Raw genomic sequence first — 23,321 nt, 5'->3', positions numbered from 1 at the left:
ACAAGTTGGAATTAAGACAATGAGAGAAAGTAGTACCAGCTTAATTCGTGTCTACAACTTGGAAAGCTATCTTAAAAAGTGACCTAATTGTCTGTTTGGTGTGTCCACACTATGGGGTCCATTATATTTTCTTGCTTTGTGATCGAAATAGGTGGAGCGATGATAGGTTTACTTTTCTGGAATCTGATGCATCTATATCCTCTGTTTATTCGCTTGCGCAGATGCTTTATTGACAACTGATGTATCTGCACTTCCTAGATATTCACTGTTGCAGATGCTCTTTTTAGGCTCACCATATCTGCTACTTGCTTTTCATTGAACTTGCAGATACTTTTCATCCTGCCTGTCATGTACAATTGCATCTACATCTTGCCTTTTCTGGGATTTGAGGATACTGCCTTCGCAAATTTTGCATCTACATCTCACATTTTCGATAACGTGAGGATGCTCCCCATCAAAATTTTGCATCTTCAATCCACGAAAATTTCTTGTCGCAGATATCTCCCCCCATATCCTTTGAGTTCTATTTACTTCACAACTTGAGCCAATACATTACTTATAAAAAAATTGATATAAGAAATTCGAGCGAATATGGAGTGAGCGTTGGAGACACTTAGAGCGTAAATTTTTGTGTTAATAAATTTGAACGAACGTGTTTGAAGCTGCGTAGCAGAAAGTTTGAGTTCAAATTCATTTGCTTTTAGCAAAAATTTACGCTCTTATGTGTCACCCGCTCATGGAATCTGAGCAAGAATTCTTATATCAATTTTTTATAAGGAACGTATTGTCCCCCAGTGAACTAAATAGCAACCAAATAACTCTTTATCCTACCACCTTCTTTATCCTCTCCATCGCTTCCTCCAGCACCTTCCTTGGACACGCCACATTAATCCTCTGGAATCCTTCTCCGCAACTTCCGAATATCTTCCCGCTATCCAGCCACAGCTTCACCTGATTGATGATCTTATCATCCAGTTCTTCCACTCTAAGCCCTGTTCCTCTGAAATCAAGCCATACAAGATAAGTACCTTCATGCTCCACCATATTTACACCCGGAAGCTGTTTTTCCACGTACTGCTTTACAAATTCGATGTTTTCTTTTACATAATTCTTCATTGCCTGATACCATTCTTCGCCATGCTCGTAGGCTGCTTCACACGCCACCAGCCCTAATACATTTAACTGGCTGATACCTGCTGCATCCATTTGATGTTTAAATTTTCTTTTTAATTCCGGATTTGGAATCAGAATATTAGATATCATTAGACTGGCAATGTTAAATGTCTTGCTCGGCGCAGTGCAGGTTACTGTGATTTCTTCATATTCTTTTTTGATATTTGCAAAAACCTGATGTTTCCCTTTAAATACAAAATCTTCATGGATTTCATCACTTACAACAGTTACATGATGTTTGACGCAAATATCTCCAAGTCTTGTAAGCTCTTCTTTTGTCCAGACTCTTCCAACCGGATTATGCGGATTACATAAGAGGAATACTTCGATCTGGTTCTCTACGATTTTCTGCTCAAAGTCTTCAAAATCAATGTGATAACGGTTATCTTCTCCAAGATACAGGGTGTTGCTTACAACATTTCTTCCGTTATCTTTAATGACTTCTGAAAATGGATAATAGACTGGCTGCTGGATTAAAACAGCATCTCCCGGTTCTGTATAAGCTTTTACAGCCATTGCCAGGGCAAATACGACTCCCGGTGTTTTGATAAGCCATTTTCTCTGGATATCCCAATCGTGATGTTTCTGCATCCATTTTTTCAAAATCTCAAAATATGGCGTCTTCACATCGCTATATCCGTAAATCGCATGCTTTGCACGCTCGATCAGTGCATCTTCAATATAAGAAGAAGTCTCGAAATCCATATCCGCTATCCACAGTGGCAACACATCTGCCGGCATATGACGCTCCACTGCGAAATCATATTTTAAACATCTTGTATTTCTTCGGTCTACTATTTTATCAAAATCTAAATTTCTCTCTGCCATGTTTTCTACCATTCCTTTTCTTCCAGTTCTCCAAACACACGCTCCAACTCTTCCAGCAAATCTTTGATATTCTCGATTCCGACAGACAAACGAAGTGTTGCATCAGTAATTCCGTTTTTTATGCGGATTTCCTCCGGCACATCTGCGTGTGTCTGTGTTGTAGGATATGTAATCAAGGTTTCTACTCCTCCGAGGCTTTCTGCATACTGGATCAATCGTACCTTTTCTAATATTGTAAATGCGTCCTCTTTGCTCCTAAGCTGGAACGTCAGCATTGCGCCAAATCCTCTCGCCTGCTTTTTCATAATTTCATGTCCCGGATGCTCCTCTAAGCCCGGGTAAATGACTTTGGTAACTGCAGGCTGCGTCTTTAACCATTTTGCAATTTCAATCGCATTTTCCTGTGCTCGTTCCATACGGAGTCCAAGCGTCTTTACCCCTCTTAAAATCAGCCAACTGTCAAATGGTGCCAGTCCTGCTCCGGTTGTTTTAATCAAAAAACGGAATCTTTCACTGATTTCTTCACTCTTTGTCACAAGAAATCCTGCCAGCGTATCATTATGTCCGCCAAGATATTTTGTCCCACTGTGAATTACGATATCTGCTCCCAACTCCAACGGATTTTGGAAATACGGAGATAGAAATGTATTGTCAACGATTAATAATAGCTTGTATTTTTTTGCAATCTCTGCCATCTTCCGAATATCTGTTACATTCATCATTGGATTGGTCGGAGTTTCAATATAAATTGCTTTTGTATTATCCTGAACATAAGCTTCTACATCTTCTTTGTAACAATCTACTCTTGAAAATGTAATTCCGTTTTTTTCTGATACATTGCTAAACAGCCGGATGCTTCCGCCATACAAATCTGAATCGACGATCAGGTGGTCTCCCGGTTTGAACAGCTCCATTGCCATCGTAATTGCTGCCATTCCGGATGAAAATGCAAATGCATCGTTTCCATTTTCCAGTGTTGCAATAATTTTCTCCAGATGTTCCCTAGTCGGATTCTGAAGTCTGCTGTAATCATATCCTGTACTTTGTTCCACACCCGGATGTGCATAGGTTGCTGTCTGGTAAATCGGATAACTAATTGCACCATAATTCTTTATACAGTCTTCTTCCGATTCTAAATGAATACATTTTGTCTCTATCTCTCTTCCCATGTTATGTCCTCCAGATTCTATTTCCATACCATTTCGGTAGGTTTATTGAATTGCATTTAGTATACATATTTTTGTATAAATTTGCAAGTATTCTTTTAAAAAAAGCCAAACAGGGACGGAGTTTTCCGGCTTTTTTTTGCAAGGAAAAGCCAAAAGGGACGGAGAAAATTGGCTCTCAAAAGCCACTTTTCTCCGTCCACAACTGCTTCTAGCAAAAAATCCGGAAAACTCCGTCCCCAACTGGTTCTCGGTTCTATTTTACGATTCCTACCATATCTGCTACGGACTCGAATCCATTTTTCTTCATGTACTTCTCGATGCCCTCTACAACATCCATTGTAATTGTCGGATTGTAGAAATTTGCTGTTCCTACAGACACTGCACTTGCACCTGCGAGGATCATCTCAATTGCATCTTCTGCTGATGCGATACCGCCCATTCCGATGATTGGAATCTGAACTGCCTGAGCAACCTGATATACCATACGCACTGCGATTGGATGTACTGCCGGACCTGATACACCACCTGTTTTATTTGCTACCGCAAATGTTTTTCGATTGATATCAATCTTCATACCTGTCAATGTATTGATCAGTGACACTGCATCCGCTCCACCGGCTTCTGCTGCCTTTGCAATCTCTGTAATATCTGTTACATTTGGAGTCAGTTTCATAATAACCGGCTGCTTTGCAAGTTTTTTGATCTGTGCTGTCAACTCTTCCACATTACGTGCATCCTGTCCAAAAGCAAGGAAACCTGCGTTAACGTTTGGACATGAGATGTTGATTTCCATCATATCGATTGGCTCATCTGCCAGACGCTCTACAACTGCCAGATATTCTTCCGGTGCATGTCCACAAACGTTGACAATAATCTTTGTATCAAACTGCTTAAGATATGGAATATCTCTTTCACAGAATAATTCGATACCCGGATTCTGCAGACCGATCGCATTCATCATTCCGCTTGGAGTTTCTGCTACTCTCGGAGTTGCATTTCCCGCCCAAGGAACATTTGCCACACCTTTTGTTGTGACAGCTCCCAGCTTATTCAAATCTACAAAATCAGAATACTCTGCTCCTGAACCAAAGGTTCCGGATGCAACTGTAACCGGATTCTTCCATTCTACACCTGCAATATTCACTTTCATATTCATTAGATTTCCACCTCCGTAGATAAGAATACCGGACCATCCTTACAGATTCGTTTGTTATTTACATTGCTGTGATGATCTTTCTCTTTCGACTTACATACACATGCAAGACATGCTCCGATTCCGCATGCCATACGCTCTTCCAGTGAAATGTAGCATTCGATATTGTTTTCTTCTGCATATGCTTTGATTGCACGAAGCATCGGTGTCGGTCCACAGGCATAGATCATGTCCGCATCCAGAGCATTCTCTCGAATTGCATCCATAACATTCCCTTTTGTTCCTACACTTCCATCTTCTGTGGAAATATAAACTTCTCCGTTTTGCTCAAACTCTTCTTTTAAAAATGTCTGTGCATCACGATATCCTACAACAATCTGTTTTTTCTCGCATTCCATCTGTTTTGCAAGCTCAAGAATCGGTGGAACTCCAATTCCTCCACCCATAAGAAATACTTTCTTGCCAGCTGCCTTCTCATAAGGGAATCCATTTCCCAAAGGTCCGACAACCGGAATTGTATCTCCCGCTTCCAGCTTTGAAAACTGCTCTGTTCCTGTATTCTCTCCTGTCACACGATATACAACACGAAGACGTCCATTTACCGCATCAATCTCACAGATACTGATTGGACGAGGAAGCAACTTGCTTCCATCGTTTGTATACATAGAAATAAACTGTCCCGGCTTTGTTGTATCAGCTGCTTTTGTCTGGATCCACATACTGAAGATTCCATCTGCAAGCTGCTCCTGTGATACTACCAATGCCTGTTCTTTCTGCTTTGTCATCTTAACTCTCCTTATCTGTTCGCAAGTGCTCCCTGGATATCAGCAACCATTGCTTCTACTGCTGCACGAGATGCATCACCAAAGTTTTCAGCTCCGAATTTTGCATATGCATCCTGTTTGTAAGCTGCAATAATTCCACGAGAAGAGTTTACAATCGCGCCAAGTCCATCTTCATTAAAGAAATGTACAAGGTCTTTTCCCTGTCCGCCCTGTGCACCGTATCCAGGTACAAGAATGTAAGATTTTGGCATTACTTTACGAAGTGCTTTACCCATCTCCGGATATGTTGCTCCGACAACAGCTCCGATATAGCTGTACTCATCACCCATGCAGTCAGCTCCCCACTCTGCTACTTTTTCGCCTACCAGTTCATAGAGCGGACGTCCGTCTACAAGACGATCCTGGAATTCTCCACTGGATGGATTTGAAGTTTTAACAAGGATAAAGAGACCTTTCTTCTCTTCTTTACATACTTCAACGAAAGGTTTTACTCCGTCAGATCCAAGATATGGATTGACTGTTACAAAATCTTCATCAAATGGAGTAAATTCTTTGCTTCCAACTTTAACTTTACCGATATGTCCTACTGCATATGCAGCTGAGGTAGAACCGATATCTCCACGTTTGATGTCTCCGATTACAACCAGTCCTTTTGATTTACAGTAATCTACTGTTTTTTTGAATGCCACAAGTCCAGGAATACCAAACTGCTCGTACATTGCGATCTGTGGCTTTACAGCTGGAATCAAATCATATGTTTTATCCACGATTTCCTTATTGAACTGCCAGATTGCTTCTGCGGCACCCTCTAAAGTTTCCCCATATTCAGCAAATGCTTTTTTCTGTACATGCTCCGGAATGTAATTCAACATTGGATCCAGTCCTACTACGATTGGTGCATTTGTCTTTTTAATGTTCTCAATAAGTTTATTAATCATGATTTTCCTCCTCAAAAACGTTATATTTCCATAATTATGTTTATCTTACCATAAAGGTATGACTCTGTTCAAGATTCTAAAAAAAATCGTTGCACTTTCTTTGTGAAAAATATTACTTTTCACCCTCAAAAATGCAACGATTCTATTTTTATACATGCAAATTTTTATGCATCTCTTCTTTAAATTCTTTTCCTTTAAATAAAATCACTCCTACCAGGAACAAGAAACAGATCAGTGCTCCAAACATACTCACTGTCGGATTTTTTACTTTCTTGCATAAAAGCAGGATCATAGGCAGCATCAGCCCATATCCGGCTGCCATAATTTCATATATAAGGTATTCTCTCACCGGACTTTTTTGCACTTTTGCAATCACAAACATTGCTACAAGCGTAGCCACACTCATGATCGGTAACACCAAATCTACCGACCAGCTATGCCAGCCGGTCAAAACATCCCATATAAAACATATTATGGTTCCTATAAAAAGCTGCCACATCACGTTTTTCAACAAGTTATACCTCTTGAAAAATCCAATTGACGAAGCAATCCACATTGTTGTCACACCGCCTGCTGTAAACAGAGTCCAGCGGACCTGTGGATGAAAATTCCAGTCAGTAACAAGCATCACTGCCACAAGTGCGATACACAGAAAACTATATATTTTATATACTTTCATTTCCTGTTCGCTTAGCACGTGCGGTTTTGGAAATACCGGCTTAACTTCTTCTGATGAAATTCCCTGTTCTTTTAATATGCGATAAAAATTTCTCTCAATATTTTCTGTGTCATATCTGGATGTAAATGCAAATGACAATTTATCCTGAAATGAACACAGACACAGTTCTAATTTCGGAGTATTGGTGTACACACCAAACCGTTCTATATAAGGTACATAGCTCTCCGGCATCTTGACTACACTCATATTCGAAAAGATTGCCGTCACATTTTTCTCGGAAAATTTTGCTCCTGCATGAATACACAGATTTTTCAATTCCAATGGAGCAAGTCTCAAAATCGGATGAAGCTCCAATGCAAGCAATTCACTTATATGTGCCGACATTTTTTCTTTTGTCAGCTGCTCTTTAAAAAATTCTTTCGTATATTCCAGTACAGCCTCAAAACTGTTGTCCTGTTTTGTAAAATCATATCCCGGCTCAATCCAGTTGAAGAAATTCAGCATCGAAGTAGACGGGAAAAATTTTCTCAAATTTACAGGCACCATCAATACTACCGGTCTTTTTTCCTGCATTTTTGACATTTCCTCATGGATTGCCATCAAATATACCGCCGTCAAAAATACGGTCATAGACACCCCAAGTTCCCTGCTTCGCTTCAGCACATCCTGCACCAAAACTACACTTTCATGAACATGGAGATGATGTCCGTCTTTCTTTTTCTTTCTAATTTGAAATGCATGTATTTTCTTTTCTTTTGGACGGCGCTGCTCTTTTGAATAATATTTCAAAAAGCTGTCATCCTCTTGATCCTGCACAGTCATATCTTCCGGAAGCATTGAAATCTGCTCTAATCCTTCCTCTTTATGCACCAGATACAAATAATTGGTCACCAGTTCTTTTAAAAATTCAGTTGCTCCGGTTCCGTCCGTCAATACATGGAACACTTCAAAATTGATTCTTTTTTTATAGTATGTCACCTCAAAAAGCAGGTTTTTTTTATCTTTTATATAAAGCCTGCTGCAAGGCTCTTTGTATTCTTCTTTTACAATCGGATGCAAATTACAAGGTTCAAGATAATGCCAGAACAAGCCTTTTCTAAGTACCATAAGAAACATTGGAAATGTCTCCATCGTCTGGTCCAGTGCTTTTTGTAAAAGCGTTGGTTTGACCTCTTCTTTTAGTTCACAGTAAAACCTAAATACTCTTGTATCCTTTTTATTGCTGGCTGCAGAATATAATTTTGCTGCATTATCTAGTTTTCTCCAGCGCGCTTTTTTTTGATTCACAATGTTTCTCCCTTCAAAAATGCATTGATATAGGTGAAACTTTCCTGCACATGTAACTGCTTGATACCCAGTGCAAAATAGCCGTGAAGTGCATCTTTGATACGATGGATCTCCACACGGTTCCCAGCCTCTTTCAAACGTTTTCCATATGCCTCACCTTCATCTCGAAGCGGATCGAATTCGGATGTAAGTATCAATGTATCCGGCTGATTACTCACATCTTCTGCCACGTATGGTGCAAAATACGGATTCTTTTTGTCTTCTTCATCTCTTGCATAAAGATCGATGTAATCCTGCATTTTTCCCGCTGTCAAAAGATAGTCTGTCCCATTTTCCTTCACAGACGGAAATGGCGAATTCTCTGTATAATCATTATAAGTAGCCGGATAGATTAAAATCTGTCTGTCCGGCATAAATTCACCGCGGTCCCGTGCCATCAAAGACAGTGCCGCACAGAGATTGCCGCCCGCACTGTCCCCGATCAATGTAATATTTTCCGGTTTTACATTTAACACAAATTCTCCGCGATATAATGCTTTTGCAACCGCATAACAATCCTCTAATCCAGATGGAAACTTATCTTCCGGTGCCAGTCTGTATTCAACCGCAACAACATACTGCCCGGTTGCATCTGCAAGTCTTGCACAGATTCTTTCATAATTATCAATACTCTCTGTCACCCAGCCGCCTCCATGTATGAACAAAAGCAGCTTTTTATCTTTACTGTCATGCCGCTTATCTTCACTCTCCTGAAAGCTCTTTTCATTCGGGAAGAAAATACGGACTGGTACCTCATGACTTCCATTATATATTTTTTCATCTATCTTCTTATAAAATATCTTCATCGGATCTAAGCGTTTTAAATCCGCCATATGACGGAACGCCTCTACTTCCACGCCGTCAAACGATAATGCCTTTAAAATTCTTTTTGCTGCCTGATTGATTGCCATACTGTTCTCCTGCTCATAACTGTTTTTACAGCCCTTAATTTATATCTTCTGCCTTTAATGTGTGACGGTGGATAAACTGTCCTGCACCTTTTTCTCCCACAAAATCATTCTCTTTTACGATCACGCGTCCACGCTGCATAACCATATCGATCTCACCGTTTATATTCCAGCCTTCATATCCTGTGTAATCTGCTGCCCCATGCATTCTGCTCTTTGTAATAACAGACTCTTTCTTCGGATCGATCACTACCAGATCTCCGTCGGCTCCCGGCTGCAATACGCCTTTTTGTGGACATAATCCATAAATCTTGGCCGGATTTGTACAAAGAGTCTCTACCAGTTTCTGGAATGAAATTCTATTTTTCACAACACCTTCTGAATAAAGAAGCATCAAGCGTTCCTCGACTCCCGGTGCACCATTTGGACATTTTGTAAAATCATCTTTACCCATCTGTTTTTCAATTCCATAATTAAATGGACAATGGTCCGTTGCCACAACCTGGATTGTTCCATCTGCCAACCCTTCCCAAAGTGCGTCACAGTCTGCCTGTGTACGAAGCGGTGGCGACATGATATATTTCAAACCATCTTCTCTTTCATAACATTCTTCTGTCAACAGCAGATACTGTGGGCATGTCTCTACAAAAATGTTCTTCTGTCCGTTTCTTCTTGCTTCACGAACTGCTTCCAAACTTTCTTTACATGATAAATGAACGATGTAAACCGGTGCGTCTCCAGCAAGGCGTGCAAGCTTCAATACTCTCTCTACTGCTTCTGCTTCTACCAGATTCGGACGGCTCTTCGCATGGTAAATCGGTGCTGTTTTCCCTTCCTTCACCAGTTTCTTTTTCATGTATTCTACTAATTCATGGTTCTCACAGTGAAATGCTGTCACTCCGCCAATCTCTTTCATCTTTTTCAATATCTGGAGGACTTCTGCGTCATTCAGTTTAAATCCATAAGTCAAATACGCTTTCACACTTGGAATTCCATCCTCTGCCATTGTCTCAAGCTCTGCGATAATGTCATCATCCACATGCTGTGCAACACCATGGAATCCATAGTCAATGACAGCTTTTCCTTCTGTCAGTTTCTTATACTCATTAAACTGATAATGAAGCGGAACTCCTGCCGGACCAAATCCCATATGATCCACGATCGAAGTGGTACCTCCACATGCCGCAGCAACTGTTCCGTCATAGAAATCATCTACTGCTCTTGCAATCCCAACATCAATGTCCATATGTGTATGCACATCAATAGCTCCCGGAATTACATATTTTCCTTCTGCATCGATCACTGTGTCTACATCTGTCTTTGGCAAATCTGTTCCAATCCATTTTACTTTTTCATCCTCAATCAAAATATCTGCCTGATAAGTTTCTGAATCAGAAACAATCATGCCGTTTTTAATTAAAATCTTCATGTTCTTTCCCCATTTCTTTTTTGTAATTACGTACATTGTTTTTGTATAGTCTAACTAATATTGTGCTGTGTTTTACAGGAGATGTCAAGGAAATTTGAATAAAAAAATGATAACTGACCTCCTTATGAAGCCAATTATCATTTTTATATACGGTACAGCAAAATGCTCCTTTACTGTGATTACTCTGCTTTATCTAACCCCTGTAAATAATTGCATAATATCTTTTTTCGACAGGCACTGATCGGATACCAGCTACATCCGTCACAGATATCTTCCAGCATCTCAGGAGTGATTTGTTCGCGAATCTGTTTCACAAGCTCCTGATAAACATATTCTTTCTCTTCTAATTGAAAATATTCTACTACCTTTCGGTCATATCGTTTTACTTTTTCATTTGTCTCACAATTATCGACAGCCTTCATATTTGGACAGGCGCCGCACAATGTATCTGTTGAAAATGTCAGATCAATTAAGGTCGGTTCTTCTCTTCGAAGCATTGCCACAACCTCATTCATATGCTCTACAAATTCCTCACTATATCCTTTTCCGCTATACCCTTGCGTACACAATAAATGGTGTGGTCTTAATTTTATGCCCATTGTAATGCTGCTCCCAATCTTGAACGGATCTGCAATCCTAAAAGTGCTGCAACAACAGCTTTAATAATCGCAGTTGGAATAAATGGAAGTACGCAGGCTGTAATTCCTGTCATAACAGAGCTGTTCATGATAATACAGAACATTGCAACACCAACCACATAATTCAAAACTGTTCCAAGAATAAGCATTAATACGAACATTCCTTTTTTCTTACGGTGTTCAACACCAAGACCAATGACATAAGCCATAATTGGAAATGAAATAATAAATCCGCCTGTAGGTCCGATCAAATTCTGAACTCCACCTGAAAATCCTGCAAATACCGGTACACCGATTGCTCCGAGTAGAACGTAAACAAGAATTGACAGACCGCCCTTTTTCGAACCAAGAATAACTCCGGCCAGTGTAATAGCAAATGTCTGCATCGTCATCGGTACCCCCATTGGCATTGGAATTGAAATCTGTGCCATCACTACAGTAATCGCTGTCATGATTGCAATACTACAGATATCCTGAACTGAAATTTTTGATTTTTGCATGTTTTTATGCCTCCCATTCGTAATAACTATTCATCCACTTCATTCATGAATATATTGCTTCAACTAATCTTTAGCGAACAACAATACGTTGACAGTATAAAGAAAAAGAAAACAATTGTCAACCTTTTTTTATTTAAAGTTAACAATCGTTTTCACGTAAAAACATTTTTTTGTTTTTTCTTCTTTTTTTATTGTGAAATTCCACGCATTGTAAGCTGGATTCTCTTTTTCTTCAAATCCACACTCATTACCTTAACATCTACGATATCGCCTACACTGACCGCTTCTAACGGGTGTTTGATATATTTATCTGTAATCTGTGAAATGTGTACGAGCCCATCCTGATGTACTCCGATATCAACAAATACACCAAAATCGATTACATTTCGCACAGTTCCTTTTAAAACCATGCCTTCTTTCAAGTCTTTCATCTCCAGTACGTCTGTGCGGAGGATTGGTTTTGGCATCTCATCACGCGGATCTCTTGCCGGTTTTTCCAGTTCTTTTACGATATCTCGCAATGTAATTTCTCCAATTTCCAGTTCTTCTGCCAGTTTCTTATAATCCTTGATCGTCAATGACAATCCGGTCAGATTACCATTTCTGATATCGTCCAGTGAAAAGCCCTGTTTTTCAAGAAGCTTCGCTGCTGCCTCGTAAGATTCCGGATGTACTCCTGTGGCATCCAAAGGATTCTTTCCGCCCTGGATTCTCATAAATCCGGCGCACTGCTCAAATGCTTTTGGTCCGAGTTTTGCAACCTTTAATAATTGTTTACGGTCTGCAAATGTTCCGTTTTCCTCACGATATGCAACAATATTTTTTGCAATGGCACTGGAAATACCTGAAATATAAGATAATAATGGGGCAGACGCTGTATTTAGATCCACACCGACTTTATTTACACAATCTTCTACCACACCATTCAGAGATTCCCCCAGTTTCTTCTGGTTCATGTCATGCTGATATTGACCGACACCGATGGATTTTGGATCGATCTTAACAAGCTCTGCCAGTGGGTCCTGCAAACGGCGTGCGATTGATGCCGCACTTCTCTGTCCTACATCAAACTTTGGAAATTCTTCGCTTGCCAGCTTACTTGCCGAATATACCGAAGCTCCGGCCTCATTTACGATTACATACTGCACATGCTGATCCGGCATCTCTTTTAATAACTCTACAATAAACTGCTCAGACTCACGTGAAGCCGTTCCATTTCCAAGAGAAATCAATGACACATGGTACTTTGGAATAATTTTCTTAAGCAAATCCTTCGATGCCTTAATCTTTGCCGGAGTAGTCGGTGCTGTCGGGTAAATGACTGTTGTGCCGATTACTTTTCCAGTTGCATCCACTACGGCCAGTTTACATCCTGTACGAAATGCCGGATCCCATCCAAGCACGACCTGACCTGTGATCGGCGGCTGCATCAAAAGCTGATGAAGGTTTTTGCCAAATACTTCAATTGCGCCATCTTCTGCCGTCTCTGTCAATTCGCTTCGAATTTCACGCTCAATCGCCGGTGCGATCAGACGTTTATAACTATCTTCCACAACCGCTTTTAAAACCGGTGTCGTATATGGATTATCCTGGTGTATCACCTGCTTTTCTAAGTAACGCAAAATATCGTCTTCCGGTGCCTCAATCTTTACTGTCAGGAATTTTTCTTTCTCACCACGATTCAACGCAAGTATACGGTGTCCTGCCAGCTTGCTCAAAGCTTCTTCAAATTCATAATACATCTCATAGACAGACTCTGCCTCGGCATCTTTTGCTGTTGACACCAGCTTACCTTTTTTCATTGTCTGCTTACGAATCCAGCTACGATAGTCCGCCTCATCTGAAATGGATTCTGCAATGATATCTTTTGCTCCTGCGATGGCATCATCCACTGTCTTCACATCTTTTTCTTCTGATATATATTTTTGTGCTTCCTCTTCCAGTGCAGCTTTCGTCTGCTGCAATGTAATCAATGCTGCCAGAGGTTCCAGTCCTTTTTCCTTTGCGATCGTCGCACGCGTTCTTCTCTTAGGACGATATGGACGATACAAATCCTCCACAACAACAAGAGTTTCTGCCGCAAGAATTTGTGCTTTAAGCTCCTCTGTCAGCTTGCCCTGTTCTTCAATGCTTGATAACACCTGTTCCTTCTTCTCTTCCAGATTGCGAAGATACACAAGTCTCTCATATAACTTTCTCAACTGCTCATCATTTAATGAACCAGTTGCTTCTTTTCTATATCTTGAAATAAATGGAATTGTATTTCCCTCATCTATTAATTTTACCGCTGCATCAACCTGCCAGCGTTTTACCTGAAGTTCTTCTGTTAATCTCTGATTAATATCCATACTTGTCTTTCTTACCTCTCGTAAATTCATATTCAGTGTTTTTCTGATTTTTCTATTATACACAATTGAGAGTATAGTTGACAAGTAGAACCACAGGGATGGGGATGAATGAAGAGAACCACAGGGACGGGGATAACTGGCTCTTTTGCTCGCAAAAGAGCCAGTTATCCCCGTCCCTGTGGTTCCCTAGTTGACAAATATGATACACTATTTTCAGACTATAAAAGGAGATTTTCAAATTACATGAACCGCACAATCACTTACAATATATCCGAATCCGATTCCGGTCTTCGCATTGAACAATTTTTACGCCGCCAAGGATACTCCCGCCAGAATCTGACGGAGTTAAAGAAGATGCACGAAAGCATTCTTGTAAATGGAGTCTGGCTTCATCTAAATGAACACCTTCATACCGATGACACACTTACTATCCGCATTCAGGAAACCGAATGTTCCGAAAAGATTCCGCCTACAGAACTTCCTTTGAATATCATTTACGAAGATGAAGATATCCTTGTCATCAACAAGCCAGCCGGCATGCCGATTCATCCTTCGCAGAATAATTATTATAATTCTCTTGCAAATGCCCTTGCCTGGTACTACGAACAGCAAGGAAAGCCTTTCATCTTCCGCTGTACCAACCGCCTGGACCGTGACACTTCCGGTCTGACGATTATCGCAAAACATATGGTCAGTTCCAGTATCCTCTCTCAAATGGTAAGAGAACATACGATTTCGAGAGAATATCGTGCCATCGTCCGTGGTTCTGTAACACCACCTTGTGGTACAATTGATGCTCCGCTTTCCCGAAAGCCAGGCTCAATCATTGAACGTACCGTCGATTTTGAACAGGGTGAACGGGCCGTGACACATTATCAGGTATTAGAAGAGAAAAACGGGCACAGCCTTGTCTCCCTTCATCTGGAAACGGGCCGTACCCATCAGATTCGTATTCATATGAAATATCTCGGTTTTCCGCTGATTGGGGATTATCTCTACAACCCGGATATGGAATTTATGAGTCGACAGGCACTGCATTCCTATCGTATGCAGTTTACTCATCCGATTACGGGAGAGCATATGGACTTTATTGCCCCACTGCCAGAGGATATGCAGATATTGGGGTTTAAGTGTAGGGACAGGTGAACCAGTTAGGGACGGGGATGAATGGCTCTTTTGCGAGCAAAAGAGCCATTCATCCCCGTCCCTAACTGGTTCTATTTCAACGCCCTCATTGAATTCAAAATCGCAATGACTGATACTCCAACATCTGCAAATACAGCTTCCCACATATTCGCCATACCTAATGCACCCAAGATTAATACCAACGCCTTGACTGCAAGTGCAAATACAATGTTCTGTTTTACAATCCTAAGTGTTTTTCTTGCAATTTTTACAACCGATGCGATTTTTCTCACATCATCATCCATCAATACAACATCTGCCGCTTCGATTGCTGCATCCGAGCCCATGCTTCCCATGGCAATACCGATATCTGCTCTGGAAAGTACCGGCGCATCATTGATTCCATCTCCGACAAATGCTAATTTTTCTTTGTTTTCCTGACTTGACAACAAAGTTTCGACTTGTGAGACTTTGTCTCCCGGAAGCAGCTCTGCGTGAACTTCATCCAAAGCTAATTCGTCTGCAACTGCCTGTGCTGCTGCCTGACGGTCACCTGTCAACATAACGCATTTCTTTACGCCGACCTGTTTCATATCATGAATTGCCTCTTTGGCACCTTCTTTAATCGTGTCGGAAATTACAATCGCTCCTGCAAATGTTCCTGCTTTTGCAACATATACGATTGTTCCTGCACTCTCACATGGCACATATTCAACCTGATGTGCTTTCATCAGTTTCTCGTTACCAATCAGCACTTCCTGACCGTCAATCTTAACATTTACACCGTGTCCGGCTTCTTCTTCCGCATCTGACACACGATTCATATCAATATTTTGTGCATATGCTTCTTTGATAGAATTTGCAATCGGATGTGTAGAATACCCTTCCCCCAATGCCGCAAGCTCCAACAATTCCGCTTCTGTACAATTGGATGGTTTCAACTCGGATACTTTGAATTCTCCTTTTGTCAATGTACCTGTTTTGTCAAATACAATCGTTGTCATCTCCGCAACGGCTTCTAAGTAGTTACTTCCTTTTACAAGTACACCAATCTTAGATGCTGCTCCGATTCCACCGAAAAATCCAAGTGGTACAGAAATAACAAGTGCACATGGGCATGAGATAACAAGGAAAATGCATGCTCTCTGAATCCAGTCTCCCCAACCGCCGCCGAGAATTAATGGTGGCAGAACCGCCAGAATAACTGCACCGATCGTTACAACCGGTGTATAATATTTTGCAAATCTCGTAATGAAATTTTCTGTTTTCGATTTCTTACTGCTTGCATTTTCAACAAGCTCTAAAATCTTTGCAACTGTAGAATCATCAAATTCTTTTGTCGTGCGAACTTTTAACGTACCGCTTCCATTGACACAACCACTGATAATCTCATCACCGGCAACTGCCCTTCTAGGAACAGACTCTCCTGTCAATGCCGCAGTATCAATCATGGATTCACCTTCTACAACAATACCATCCAGTGGAATACGTTCACCCGGCTTTATCACGATCACGGTTCCGATTTCCACGTCATCCGGGTCTACCTGAACAAGATTCCCATCTTCTTCCACATTTGCATATTCCGGGCAAATATCCATCATGGCTGAAATAGACTGGCGCGATTTACCAACCGCATATCCCTGAAATAATTCGCCTACCTGATAGAACAGCATAACTGCTACTGCTTCTGAATATTCCTGCACTCCGAAAGCGCCAAAAGTTGCAATCATCATTAAAAAGTTCTCATCAAATATCTGTCCATTTTTGATATTTCGGGCTGCCTTCCATACAATATCATATCCAATAACCAGATAAGGAATTAAATAAATGATAAATAATACAATCGTATTAAATTTTTCCAACATTCCTAAATGCTCTGTGACCATCAATATTGAAAATAAAATAAATGTTATGATGATTCGGTATAACATCTTTTTTTGTTTCTTTGTCATAATTCCTCCTGAAATCTGATTTTCTTTTATTAATTCACAACTATGCTGGATTTTATAACATAGAATCTGAATAATTACAGCAACACTTTACAATCCGGCTCAACTTTTGCACAGATAGCAACTGCTTCTTTTACAATCTCATCAAATCTTGCATCATCTGCATCGATTGTCATCTTTTGCATCATAAAGCTTACACTTGCATCATTCACACCATCGATTTTTTTGATAGCTTCCTCCATTTTAGCTGCACAATTTGCACAATCCAGATCCTGTAATTTGAATTTTTTCTTCATAATAATTGACTTCCTTTCTTTTATTCTTCTATATGTTCTCTCCCCTGTGCAATGATCGTTCTTACATGACCATCCGCCAGTGAGTAAAACACTTGCTTACCATCTCTTCTGCTCGTTACTAATTTTGACTGTTTCAAAATTCGAAGCTGATGTGAAATTGCTGACTGCGTCATATTCAATGCTTCTGCCAGGTCACACACACACACTTCTGCTTCAAATAGCACAAATAAAATTCTGATTCTTGTTGAATCTCCAAAAACCTTAAACAACTCTGCCAGATCATATAACTCATCTTCATCCGGCATCTGCTCATGTACAAGCTTTAATAAGTCTTCATGAGTCTGGTATTCTTCACAACATTCTACATCGTGTATCGCCATTTGTGTGTCCTCCTTCTTTTTAACATATGAGCATCTGTTCATATGTTCATAATAACGCTGTGTTTTGCAAATGTCAAGTGGAAGTTGCTATTTAGTTCACGACAATTCCAAGCAAGAAAAAGACTATGCACTCCTGCGGGAGCTTCGTCGGGCAAGCCCGACTCCAATTCGCTGGAGTGCATAGTCTTTTCTTTCTTGGAGGTGTACCGTGATTAAAATAGATGGATGGATGAGTAGATTCAATTTTCTGGTATCTGATGTATCTATATTCTCGGTTTATTCGCCATTGCAGATGCTCCCTATCAAAATTCTGCATCCTACTCAACTTGCTCTTTCTATAACTTGCAGATACATCCTGCAGAAATTACGCATCTTCACTTCCATCAAATCCATTATCGCAGATACCCCCATCAAAATGATATATCCGCAACGCTCGTCCAGTAAAGTTCTACTATTTAATTCATCAAGCATTCGATAACGTACAAAACGAAAACAAATTGGATACATTTCAGTGAATATGATAGAGGAGTTGGAAATACTTAAGGCGTAGATTTTGGGGTTAATAAACTTGAACGAACGTGTTTGAACTGCGAAGCAGTGAGTTTGAGTTCAAGTTTATTGTATTTAGCCAAAATCTACGCCTTTATGTATTTCTCTCCGACTTAAATCTGAACAGAAATGTATCCAATTTATTTTCGCGTAGTACCTTATCGTTAATTAATGAACTAAATAGCCCCTACGCCGAAATCGTATTTCCCGTATACAACTGGTAATACTTCCCTTTCTCTTCAATCAACTGATCATGTGTACCTCTTTCAATAATTCTACCTTGTTCGAGAACCATGATACAATCAGAGTTGCGGACTGTTGACAGACGATGTGCAATAACAAATGTTGTACGTCCATGCATCAATCTGTCCATACTTTCCTGAATGATACGCTCTGTACGTGTATCAATTGAGCTTGTCGCCTCATCCAAAATCAATACCGGCGGATCTGCCACAGCTGCTCTGGCGATTGCTAACAGCTGTCTTTGTCCCTGACTTAAGTTTGCTCCGTCACCAGTGATCATTGTATCGTATCCGTCCGGAAGTCTGCGGATGAATCCATCTGCATTTGCAAGTTTTGCTGCTGCAATGATTTCTTCATCTGTGGCATCCAGTTTTCCAAAACGAATATTTTCTTTTACTGTTCCTGTAAATAAATGTGTATCCTGCAATACAATTCCAAGCGAATGACGCAGGTCTGCTTTTTTTATCTTGTTGATGTTGATTCCATCGTATCGGATTTTGCCATCCTGAATATCATAGAAACGGTTAATCAGGTTTGTAATGGTTGTTTTTCCTGCCCCTGTAGAACCAACGAACGCAATCTTTTGCCCCGGCTCCGCATATAATTTCACATCGTGAAGCACAATCTTATCATCATTGTATCCGAAATCTACTCCGTCAAAGACAACATTTCCCTGAAGTTCAACATAATCTACGGAACCATCTGCCTGATGAATATGCTTCCAAGCCCAGCGTCCCGTACGTTTTTCACTCTCAACAAGCTTTCCATTTTCCTCTTTTGCATTTACTAATGTAACGTAACCATCATCTACTTCCACTTTCTCATCCAGCAATGTAAAGATACGTTCCGCGCCGGCAAGTGCCATTACAATCGCATTCATCTGCTGGCTAACCTGGTTTATCGGCATACTAAAGCTCTTATTAAATGTCAGGAAACTTGCAAGTCCTCCCAACGTAAATCCGCCGACACTATTTAATGCAAGTGCTCCTCCGACGATTGCACAGATTACATAACTGATGTTTCCGATTTGTGCATTCATAGGTCCAAGGAAGTTGGCAAATGTATTTGCACGGTCTGCACTTACAAACAAAGCTTCATTTAATTCTTTAAACTCTTTTTTACTTTCTTCTTCATGGCAGAATACTTTTACAACCTTCTGACCATTCATCATCTCTTCGATATATCCATTTACTTTACCAAGATTTCTCTGCTGTTCCAGGAAATATTTTCCACTCTGTCCGGCAGATTTCTTTGTTCCCCAAATCATGATTGCAACCATGATAAGTGTCACGATCGTCAATGGAATATTTAAAATCAACATACTGATAAATACACTGATGATTGTAAATCCACTATTGATAATCTGCGGGATACTCTGACTGACCATCTGGCGCAACGTATCAATATCATTTGTATAGATTGACATAATATCGCCATGTGCATGCGTGTCAAAATATTTGATAGGAAGCTTTTCCATATGCTCAAACATTTCATTTCGCATATTCATCATCATACCCTGAGTAACATTTATCATAATACGATTGTATGCATATGTTGCTACAATTCCAATACCATAAAATACTGCAACTCTTGCAATTGCATGTGCCAGTGGCGAAAAATTCGGTGTATCGCTGGACAAAAGAAATGGTGTTATATATTTATCGATCAAATCTCTTGTAAACATCGTTCCTTGTACATTTGCAATAACGCCTACAAAAATGAGAATGAATACTGCAATACAATGAAATTTATAATCCCGGAAAATGTAATTCATCAATCGCATGAGTAATTTCCCTGGATTTTTAACTTTATTCTGTGATTTTCCCATTGGTCTTGGCATTATGCTTCACCTCCATTTTCGTCAAAATCTCCGCCGCCTTGTGTCTGTGATTCATATACCTCGCGATAAATCTCATTTGTCTTGAGTAGTTCTTCATGCGTACCAAATCCATTGATCTGGCCTTCGTCCATAACAATGATACGATCTGCATCTTGTACACTGGATACACGCTGTGCAATGATAAGCTTTGTTGTATCCGGAATTTCCTCTCTAAATGCACGGCGTATCTTTGCATCTGTCGCTGTATCGACAGCACTCGTACTGTCATCCAAAATTAATATCTTCGGTTTTTTTAGCAATGCTCTTGCAATACAAAGTCTCTGTTTCTGACCACCGGATACGTTATTTCCACCTTGCTCAATATGTGTATTGTATTTCTGCGGGAAACGCTCGATAAATTCATCGGCACATGCCAATTTACATGCCTGAATACATTCCTCATCCGAAGCCTCTTTATTTCCCCAGCGAAGGTTGTCTAAAATACTTCCGGTAAATAATACATTGTTCTGAAGCACAACCGAAACCTGATTTCTCAGTACGTCCAAATCGTATTCTTTTACATTTTTTCCGCCAACCAGAATCTCTCCATCCGACACGTCGTACAGACGGCTGATCAAATTGACAAGGCTCGTTTTTGCACTACCGGTTCCTCCGATGATTCCGATTGTTTCACCTGAATGAATATCCAAATTAATATTTTTCAAAACTTTTTCTGCACTGTCTTTTTTGTAAGAAAAATCTACATTTTTAAATTCGATGCTTCCATCCGAAACTTCGTAAATTGGATTTTCCGGATTGTGAATATCTGTTGTTTCATCTAACACTTCTGCGATACGGCGCATGCTGGCCATACTCATGGAAATCATGACAAACACCATAGACAGCATCATTAAACTCATCAAAATATTCATACAATATGCAAGAAGACTCATCAACTCTCCTGTCGTCAGAGAATCAACTACTATCATTTTTGCTCCAAACCAACTAATCAGAATGATACAGGTATATACCGTAAACATCATGATTGGAGCATTCCACACAACGTTCTTTTCCGCCTTTACAAAAATGTCATAAATGTTTTTGCTCGCACGCTGAAATTTACTTGTTTCCTGCTCTTCTCTTACATATGCTTTTACAACACGAATCGCAGATACATTTTCCTGAACAGATTCATTCAATGCATCGTATTTCGGAAATGCCTGCTGGAAATAGGCTGTTGCATGGCGGATAATGAAAAATAAAATGATTCCCAGAATTATAACAGCAACAAGATAAATACTTGCCAGTCTTGCATTAATTGCAAATGCCATGACCATGGCGCAGATCATACTCGCCGGTGCCCTCATCATCATACGCAGAACCATCTGATATGCATTTTGTACGTTTGTCACATCTGTTGTCAGACGCGTAACCAATCCCGCTGTGCTGAAATGATCGATATTTGCAAATGAAAATGTCTGAATATGATCAAACATCGTATTTCTCAAATTCTTTGCAAATCCGGTAGAAGCTTTCGCACCATAACGTCCTCCTGCCATTCCCGCAACCAAACCTAATGCTGCCGCAACGATCATAATTCCACCAACCTTATAAATATGGTTGATGTCTCCGGTATTAACACCTTTATCAATGATCGACGCCATTAAAAATGGAATCAATGTTTCAAACAATACTTCCAGAATCATAAAAATTGGTGTCGCGATCGATGCTGCCTTATACTCTTTTACTTCTTTTAATAAAGTACGAATCATAGATTCTCTCCTTTCATTTTTTCAATATTACAATAAACCTTATTGATTACATTCATAAATGCCTGGATTTCTTCTTCTGAAATTCCATCTTCAAGATCTGCATCCATCTTTTGGAAAATCTCTCCAAGTTTTTCATGACTTAACTTGCCCTTTTCTGTCAACATAACTTTCTTTAATCTGGCATCAGTTTCTACCGAAGCACGGTAAACCTGCCCCTTCTTTTCCAAAGCCTGAATGATATTTGTCACTCCCGAACGACATATTCCAAAATACTTCTCTATATCTTTCTGATAAATATCCTGCTCCTGATGCTCGTACAGATAACGCAATATCCATCCATGCATCAGTGTAGCCTCATCCAGCCCTTCGTCTTTTACACGCGTCTCTAACAATTTTGATATCGTCCTATCCATTTTGTGTATTTGATGACCTACATGGATTTGTTCTTCACACAAATGTCTCTCCACCTTTCGTTCAAGTTTTAATCAATTTATTTGTTCAACAGAGAACTGTTCGTTTTTTAAATTGTTCACTGTTGAACTGTTTATTACTAAACAAGTTTATCATATTTATTTTTATATTGTCAAGAGGGAGCCAAGCTACTTTGATTCATTAGATTGCTCTTTAGTTCATCAAGTCGCAATACGTTCCTTACAAAAAATTGATACAAGAATTCTTGCTCAGATTCCATGAGCGGGTGACACATAAGAGCGTAAATTTTTGCTAAAAGCAAATGAATTTGAACTCAAACTTGCTGCTACGCAGCTTCAAACACGTTCGTTCAAATTCATTAACACAAAAATTTACGCTCTAAGTGTCTCCAACGCTCACTCCATATTCGCTCGAATTTCTTATATCAATTTTTTTGTAAGTAATGTATTGGCTCAAGTTGTGAAGTAAATAGAACTCAAAGGATATGGGGAAGTATCCTCAGATCCCAGAAAAGTAAATCCATCATCGCTCCACCTATTTCAATTACGGTACACCTCCAAGCAAGAAAAGGGATGAAGAGTTGGAATGATCATCTATTCAACACTTTATTGATTTGTTCTACAGGTAAATTCAATAGTTCAGCCAGTTTGTCGGCATCGGTAATATTCTTAAATAAAGTTCGGATAAATTCTTCGGTTACTTGTTCGGTCACTTGTTTCGTTACTTCTTCCGTTACTCGTTTGGTCACAAGTTCCTCCTGTTCTTGAAATTCTTCTGCCATTAATTCTTTTAATGCTTCACACATATTCGCTTTAACCTCCTTTACTGCAACCCAGTTCGCACGGGTGATTACATCCATTGCAGCTTGATATAGTTTTGATG

18 protein-coding genes and 1 pseudogene are annotated in these 23,321 nt (G+C 40.0%); 1 reads left to right on the top strand and 18 read right to left on the bottom strand.

Translation table 11 applies throughout. From position 1 onward, the window contains the following. Positions 1 to 822 precede the first annotated feature (822 nt). The 11 genes from D8Q48_RS15985 to D8Q48_RS15935 all read right to left on the bottom strand — a co-directional run bounded on the left by D8Q48_RS15985 (position 823) and on the right by D8Q48_RS15935 (position 13,874). On the bottom strand, positions 823 to 2,001 hold the full coding sequence (locus D8Q48_RS15985) for a MalY/PatB family protein (protein WP_121057208.1): 1,179 nt from the start codon (positions 1,999 to 2,001) through the stop codon (positions 823 to 825). Positions 2,002 to 2,006: 5 nt separating this feature from the next. Next, positions 2,007 to 3,170, bottom strand: a complete 1,164-nt coding sequence (locus D8Q48_RS15980) for a PLP-dependent aspartate aminotransferase family protein (protein WP_121057206.1) — start codon at positions 3,168 to 3,170, stop codon at positions 2,007 to 2,009. Positions 3,171 to 3,423: 253 nt separating this feature from the next. Then, entirely contained in the window at positions 3,424 to 4,326 is a 903-nt protein-coding gene (locus tag D8Q48_RS15975) for a dihydroorotate dehydrogenase (RefSeq protein ID WP_121057204.1), read from the bottom strand. Further along, complete coding sequence (locus D8Q48_RS15970; RefSeq protein ID WP_121057202.1) at positions 4,326 to 5,108, bottom strand: dihydroorotate dehydrogenase electron transfer subunit; 783 nt, start codon at positions 5,106 to 5,108, stop codon at positions 4,326 to 4,328. The genes D8Q48_RS15975 and D8Q48_RS15970 overlap by 1 nt, the downstream gene beginning before the upstream one ends. Positions 5,109 to 5,119: 11 nt before the next feature. Then, the gene (gene pyrF, locus D8Q48_RS15965) at positions 5,120 to 6,046 is read right to left on the bottom strand and encodes an orotidine-5'-phosphate decarboxylase (protein WP_121057200.1); all 927 of its coding nucleotides are present in this window, start codon (positions 6,044 to 6,046) and stop codon (positions 5,120 to 5,122) included. 148 nt (positions 6,047 to 6,194) lie between these two features. Beyond that, complete coding sequence (locus D8Q48_RS15960; protein ID WP_243116327.1) at positions 6,195 to 8,012, bottom strand: DUF6320 domain-containing protein; 1,818 nt, start codon at positions 8,010 to 8,012, stop codon at positions 6,195 to 6,197. Beyond that, the gene (locus D8Q48_RS15955; RefSeq protein WP_121057196.1) at positions 8,009 to 8,962 is read right to left on the bottom strand and encodes an alpha/beta hydrolase; all 954 of its coding nucleotides are present in this window, start codon (positions 8,960 to 8,962) and stop codon (positions 8,009 to 8,011) included. The genes D8Q48_RS15960 and D8Q48_RS15955 overlap by 4 nt, the downstream gene beginning before the upstream one ends. 34 nt (positions 8,963 to 8,996) lie before the next feature. After that, positions 8,997 to 10,388, bottom strand: coding sequence for a dihydropyrimidinase (hydA, locus tag D8Q48_RS15950; protein WP_118738313.1), 1,392 nt, complete (start codon positions 10,386 to 10,388; stop codon positions 8,997 to 8,999). Positions 10,389 to 10,567: 179 nt separating this feature from the next. Next, a complete protein-coding gene (locus tag D8Q48_RS15945; protein ID WP_172697020.1) occupies positions 10,568 to 10,987 on the bottom strand; it encodes a DUF1284 domain-containing protein in 420 nt (139 codons plus the stop codon). Beyond that, positions 10,978 to 11,526 carry a biotin transporter BioY gene (locus D8Q48_RS15940; protein ID WP_117992005.1) on the bottom strand — a complete coding sequence of 183 codons (549 nt, stop codon included), beginning with the start codon at positions 11,524 to 11,526 and terminating at the stop codon, positions 10,978 to 10,980. Before D8Q48_RS15940 ends, D8Q48_RS15945 begins: the two co-directional genes overlap by 10 nt. A gap of 188 nt (positions 11,527 to 11,714) precedes the next feature. Further along, the gene (locus tag D8Q48_RS15935; RefSeq protein ID WP_117992015.1) at positions 11,715 to 13,874 is read right to left on the bottom strand and encodes a Tex family protein; all 2,160 of its coding nucleotides are present in this window, start codon (positions 13,872 to 13,874) and stop codon (positions 11,715 to 11,717) included. A gap of 243 nt (positions 13,875 to 14,117) precedes the next feature. On the opposite strand from D8Q48_RS15935, the gene D8Q48_RS15930 reads away from it, so the two are divergent. Beyond that, on the top strand, positions 14,118 to 15,020 hold the full coding sequence (locus tag D8Q48_RS15930) for an RluA family pseudouridine synthase (protein WP_121057194.1): 903 nt from the start codon (positions 14,118 to 14,120) through the stop codon (positions 15,018 to 15,020). 71 nt (positions 15,021 to 15,091) lie between these two features. Here the strand turns inward: D8Q48_RS15930 and D8Q48_RS15925 are convergent, their stop codons facing one another. The 7 genes and pseudogenes from D8Q48_RS15925 to D8Q48_RS17335 form a co-directional block, all read right to left on the bottom strand. Then, positions 15,092 to 16,951 carry a heavy metal translocating P-type ATPase gene (locus tag D8Q48_RS15925; RefSeq protein WP_121057192.1) on the bottom strand — a complete coding sequence of 620 codons (1,860 nt, stop codon included), beginning with the start codon at positions 16,949 to 16,951 and terminating at the stop codon, positions 15,092 to 15,094. 74 nt (positions 16,952 to 17,025) lie between these two features. After that, positions 17,026 to 17,244 (bottom strand): cation transporter, encoded by a 219-nt coding sequence (locus D8Q48_RS15920; RefSeq protein WP_117992008.1) that lies wholly within the window; start codon positions 17,242 to 17,244, stop codon positions 17,026 to 17,028. A gap of 20 nt (positions 17,245 to 17,264) precedes the next feature. Next, entirely contained in the window at positions 17,265 to 17,624 is a 360-nt protein-coding gene (locus D8Q48_RS15915; protein ID WP_117992009.1) for a metalloregulator ArsR/SmtB family transcription factor, read from the bottom strand. A gap of 736 nt (positions 17,625 to 18,360) precedes the next feature. After that, on the bottom strand, positions 18,361 to 20,256 hold the full coding sequence (locus D8Q48_RS15910; protein ID WP_121057190.1) for an ABC transporter ATP-binding protein: 1,896 nt from the start codon (positions 20,254 to 20,256) through the stop codon (positions 18,361 to 18,363). Beyond that, positions 20,256 to 22,007 carry an ABC transporter ATP-binding protein gene (locus D8Q48_RS15905; protein ID WP_121057188.1) on the bottom strand — a complete coding sequence of 584 codons (1,752 nt, stop codon included), beginning with the start codon at positions 22,005 to 22,007 and terminating at the stop codon, positions 20,256 to 20,258. The genes D8Q48_RS15910 and D8Q48_RS15905 overlap by 1 nt, the downstream gene beginning before the upstream one ends. Next, on the bottom strand, positions 22,004 to 22,462 hold the full coding sequence (locus D8Q48_RS15900) for a MarR family transcriptional regulator (RefSeq protein WP_243116326.1): 459 nt from the start codon (positions 22,460 to 22,462) through the stop codon (positions 22,004 to 22,006). Before D8Q48_RS15900 ends, D8Q48_RS15905 begins: the two co-directional genes overlap by 4 nt. A gap of 566 nt (positions 22,463 to 23,028) precedes the next feature. Then, positions 23,029 to 23,321 (bottom strand): annotated as a pseudogene (locus D8Q48_RS17335) (hypothetical protein); the annotation flags it as partial.

Origin of the sequence: Ruminococcus sp. B05, assembly GCF_003628495.1 — a bacterium.
Taxonomy (GTDB): domain Bacteria; phylum Bacillota; class Clostridia; order Lachnospirales; family Lachnospiraceae; genus Schaedlerella; species Schaedlerella hominis.
This window is presented reverse-complemented; position numbering and strand designations above follow the sequence as displayed.

Excerpts from the sequence above, each read along its gene's own strand:
- D8Q48_RS15985 (WP_121057208.1), bottom strand. The coding sequence starts at position 2,001 with ATGGCAGAGAGAAATTTAGATTTTGATAAAATAGTAGACCGAAGAAAT.
- D8Q48_RS15980 (WP_121057206.1), bottom strand. The coding sequence starts at position 3,170 with ATGGGAAGAGAGATAGAGACAAAATGTATTCATTTAGAATCGGAAGAA.
- D8Q48_RS15975 (WP_121057204.1), bottom strand. The coding sequence starts at position 4,326 with ATGAATATGAAAGTGAATATTGCAGGTGTAGAATGGAAGAATCCGGTT.
- D8Q48_RS15970 (WP_121057202.1), bottom strand. The coding sequence starts at position 5,108 with ATGACAAAGCAGAAAGAACAGGCATTGGTAGTATCACAGGAGCAGCTT.
- pyrF (WP_121057200.1), bottom strand. The coding sequence starts at position 6,046 with ATGATTAATAAACTTATTGAGAACATTAAAAAGACAAATGCACCAATC.
- D8Q48_RS15955 (WP_121057196.1), bottom strand. The coding sequence starts at position 8,962 with ATGGCAATCAATCAGGCAGCAAAAAGAATTTTAAAGGCATTATCGTTT.
- hydA (WP_118738313.1), bottom strand. The coding sequence starts at position 10,388 with ATGAAGATTTTAATTAAAAACGGCATGATTGTTTCTGATTCAGAAACT.
- D8Q48_RS15945 (WP_172697020.1), bottom strand. The coding sequence starts at position 10,987 with ATGGGCATAAAATTAAGACCACACCATTTATTGTGTACGCAAGGGTAT.
- D8Q48_RS15940 (WP_117992005.1), bottom strand. The coding sequence starts at position 11,526 with ATGCAAAAATCAAAAATTTCAGTTCAGGATATCTGTAGTATTGCAATC.
- D8Q48_RS15935 (WP_117992015.1), bottom strand. The coding sequence starts at position 13,874 with ATGGATATTAATCAGAGATTAACAGAAGAACTTCAGGTAAAACGCTGG.
- D8Q48_RS15930 (WP_121057194.1), top strand. The coding sequence starts at position 14,118 with ATGAACCGCACAATCACTTACAATATATCCGAATCCGATTCCGGTCTT.
- D8Q48_RS15925 (WP_121057192.1), bottom strand. The coding sequence starts at position 16,951 with ATGACAAAGAAACAAAAAAAGATGTTATACCGAATCATCATAACATTT.
- D8Q48_RS15920 (WP_117992008.1), bottom strand. The coding sequence starts at position 17,244 with ATGAAGAAAAAATTCAAATTACAGGATCTGGATTGTGCAAATTGTGCA.
- D8Q48_RS15915 (WP_117992009.1), bottom strand. The coding sequence starts at position 17,624 with ATGGCGATACACGATGTAGAATGTTGTGAAGAATACCAGACTCATGAA.
- D8Q48_RS15910 (WP_121057190.1), bottom strand. The coding sequence starts at position 20,256 with ATGCCAAGACCAATGGGAAAATCACAGAATAAAGTTAAAAATCCAGGG.
- D8Q48_RS15905 (WP_121057188.1), bottom strand. The coding sequence starts at position 22,007 with ATGATTCGTACTTTATTAAAAGAAGTAAAAGAGTATAAGGCAGCATCG.